General features: G+C 72.1%; 3 protein-coding genes. 2 read left to right on the forward strand and 1 reads right to left on the reverse strand.

Going from position 1 to position 3,251, the window contains the following annotated elements:
* Positions 1–738: ATP-binding cassette domain-containing protein (locus tag CQZ88_RS13555; protein WP_146034305.1), on the forward strand; the 738-nt coding region annotated here is incomplete at its 5' end.
* 356 nt (positions 739–1,094) lie between these two features.
* Here the strand turns inward: CQZ88_RS13555 and CQZ88_RS13560 are convergent.
* Positions 1,095–1,766: an FABP family protein gene (locus tag CQZ88_RS13560; protein WP_029541483.1), complete on the reverse strand. Its 672-nt coding sequence runs from the start codon at positions 1,764–1,766 to the stop codon at positions 1,095–1,097.
* A 229-nt stretch (positions 1,767–1,995) separates the two neighbouring features.
* Here CQZ88_RS13560 and CQZ88_RS13565 point away from each other — a divergent pair, with 229 nt between their 5' ends.
* Complete coding sequence (locus tag CQZ88_RS13565; RefSeq protein ID WP_102799892.1) at positions 1,996–3,231, forward strand: cutinase family protein; 1,236 nt, start codon at positions 1,996–1,998, stop codon at positions 3,229–3,231.
* Positions 3,232–3,251 lie beyond the last annotated feature (20 nt).

Genomic DNA, 3,251 nt, shown 5'->3' on the forward strand with positions numbered 1-3,251 from the left:
CGCGTCGTCGGCCTGCTCGACCGCGCCGACCGGCCGGTGCCGCACGGCACCCGGCCCGTCGCGGAACCGTGCCACCTGCGTGCCGTCGATCTGCGCAGCGGCTGGCCCGGCGGACGGGACGTCGGGCCCCTCACGCTCGACCTGCCACCCGGCGCGCGCGTCGCCCTCGTCGGGAGCAGCGGCAGCGGCAAGACCAGCACACTGATGACCCTCGCGGGGTTGCTCGAGCCCGTCGCCGGGACGGTCACCCTCGGCGGCGTGCCGCTCGCCGAGCTCGAACCGGCTGCCCTGCGGCAGAAGGCCGGATTCTTCGCCGAGGACGCCCACCTGTTCGAGACGTCCGTGCTGGAGAACCTGCGGGTGGCCCGCGGCGACCTCACCGAGGCCGAGGCGCTGGACGTGCTCGGCGACGTCGGGCTGGGGGAGTGGGTGGCCGGGCTTCCCGACGGACTGCACAGCACCCTGGCCGGCGGTGCGCGGGCTGTCTCCGGGGGCCAGCGGCGCCGGTTGCTGCTCGCGCGGGCCCTCGTGTCCCCCGCACGGGTGCTGCTGCTCGACGAGCCGACCGAGCATCTCGACGCCGTCGACGGTGCGCAGTTGCAGCGGCTGCTGCTGGACCGGGACGCCGGATTCGTCGCGCCCGAGCGCACCGTCGTCGTCGTCACGCACCAACTGCCCGGCGACACCGCGGCCGACCTCGTCGTTCGCCTGGGGAAAAACTCGTTGCCCGCGGTCTGAGCGGGGCGTACTTTCGGGCGTACACGAGAAAGGAGGTGGTCTGAATTGAAGTATCGGACACGTGAGGTGGCTGCGCGCTAGCCGCTGTCATCGACGACGGGATTGTCGACCGCTGCAGCGGCCGGCGAATACCACGCAGTCACCCGGCCCCCGAGCCTCCCGGTCCGTCCGACCGGGAATCGCCGAGACGATCCGTCCCGGCGTAGCGCTCGGGGGCCGTTCGCGTCCGTCGCTCGGGGGCCGTTCGCGTCCGTGGGCGGAGGCCGCGCGCGGGCCGCGCGACCACGTCCCTCGGCTCGGGGACCGGCGGAACGGGCCGCGTGCCCGGAGGGCGGTTCCGAAGGAGTGCCGGGCGGTCAGCCGATGTAGCGTGCCAGCCGCGCGGACATGTGCGGCTGCAGTTCCCCGTCCGCGGTGACGCGTTCCTCGACGTAGGCGAGATCGCCGCCCTCGACGATGCCGTACAGGCGCTTGGCGCCGCCGACCACCTCGCCGGACTGGCTTCGGATCACCACGTCGGTCGCCAGCTCCCAGGACGACTGGGTCAGGGCGGTGCCGTAGTACAGCTCGACGACGCCGGAGCTGTGATTGAGGAGCAGCTCGAGGGTTTCCGGATCCTCGCTGCCGGGCGCGCCGGTGCCGGAGACCCGCCAGAATCCGCTCTCCCGCCGGTCCGGGCCGCGGTAACCGCCCTCCTCGTCGAGGCGCCACGAACGGGCCTCCCACACGAGGTAGTTGCCGCCGTCGTGGGTGACCACGATCTGCTGGCCGAAGCGGTAGTCGCCGGTGCGGGGATCGTTGCCCTCGCCCTCGCCGCGCCACACGCCCACCATGGGCAGCAGCGCCAACAGCTCCGGATGCATGTCCGGGCCGAGGCGCAGGTTTGCGGTGTCGTCGGGGACGGGCAGGCCGCTCAGGATCGGGACGTTCTTGTCGGCAGTCGCCTTGGCCCGTTCGAGGGCGTCCGCGACCGCCTTGTCGCCGCTCCCGCGGACGACCTCCCGTTCCTCACCGGACTCGGCACTCACGGCTGATCGGTCACCAGACGGTAGAGGACGTACACCGCGAACCACGTGATGAGCACGGCCGCCAGGACAAGGAGAGCTTCGAAGAAGATGACCACGGCCATATCCTAGACGGCGCCCGGAGAGCGCGAAAACCGACGTCCCCACCGGGCGCGCAGTGCGGCGCGCGGGATAGTACCGTGCAGTGGGCCGTGTGGGCCCTTTCGTCCGGAAAGTCCGACTCGGAGGTCGTGTGCGCCCCATCCGTCTGCTGCTGCCGGCTGTTGCGGCGCTCGCGACCCTGTCCCTGACCGTGCCCGTCGCGGTCGCCGCCCCCGGGACGGGGTCGAGCAGCGGTTCGTCCGGGCCCGCCGTCCACCCCGACAACTACGCCCTGGAGTGCCCCGACCTGCTGATCGTCGCGGTCTCCGGCGCCACCGACTCCGGGGCCGGCCGCGATCCCGTGGTCGAGGAGTCGCGACAGCTGTGGTCGAACTGGGTGGGCAACGTGACGGTCCCGGCCGGCGAGGCCACCGCGGACCGTCCGGGCTCGATCGGCTGGATGTACGTGCCGTACCCGGCCACCTACGGCCTGGGCCTGTTCGAGGACGTGCCGACCTATCAGGACTCGGTGGCGGCGGGCGTCGCGTCGACCAACCGCATCCTCGACGAACGCAAGAGCGCCTGCGGGGAGCGCACCCGGTTCGCGCTCGTCGGCTACAGCGTCGGCGCCGAGGTGATCGAACGGGTGAGCCGCGAACTCGGGCACCGGCCCGCCGACGCCCACGTCGCACCGGACGACATCGCCGGGGTCGTCCTCGTCGGTGACCCGTACCGGCCGGCGGGGGTCGACTCGATGGGCGAGCCCGGTCCGCCCGGTGGCGGGTTCATGTCCTCGGAACCCGCCGACTACGGGGCGCTGGCCGACCGGGTCGTGTACTCGTGCCGGCGTTACGACGTCGCGTGCGACGCACCCGAGGACATCGCGGTGCTCGAACTGGTCCTCGGCGTGCTCGGACAGATGCGGTTCACGCTGCTGAACCCGTTGCAGACCGTCGGCGACCTGGGCGGTGCGCTGGCGGTGACGGCGGCCCGCGCGGCCGCCCACATCGTCACCCGCGACGACTGGTGGGAGTCCGACGAATCCCTCCTCGACGTGCTGCGCAAGGTCGTCGACACGACGTACCCGGTGGACCCGAGCGCCGATGTGAGCCCCGAACGGATGCGGGAGATTCTCGACTGGGCCTTGGGACCGGGCCGGCCGGTCGTGGTGGAGAAGCTGCGCGCCGAGGGAGCCGGCTTCGCCGACGACAACAGCGGCATCGTCGACCTGTTCCTCGAGCCGTACCTCCTGCTGGGCTTCATCCAGCACATCGGCTACTGGAACACGAACCCGCACGATCCCTGGTACTCGGACAGTGAGCGGATCGTCGACTGGATCGTCGCGCTCGCCGACGCCGAACGGACGGACCGGCAGCCGCAGAACTGACCACGGACGACGGCGGGGCC

Source organism: Rhodococcus sp. ENV425 (assembly GCF_002887785.1).
Taxonomy (GTDB): Bacteria; Actinomycetota; Actinomycetes; order Mycobacteriales; family Mycobacteriaceae; genus Rhodococcus; species Rhodococcus aetherivorans.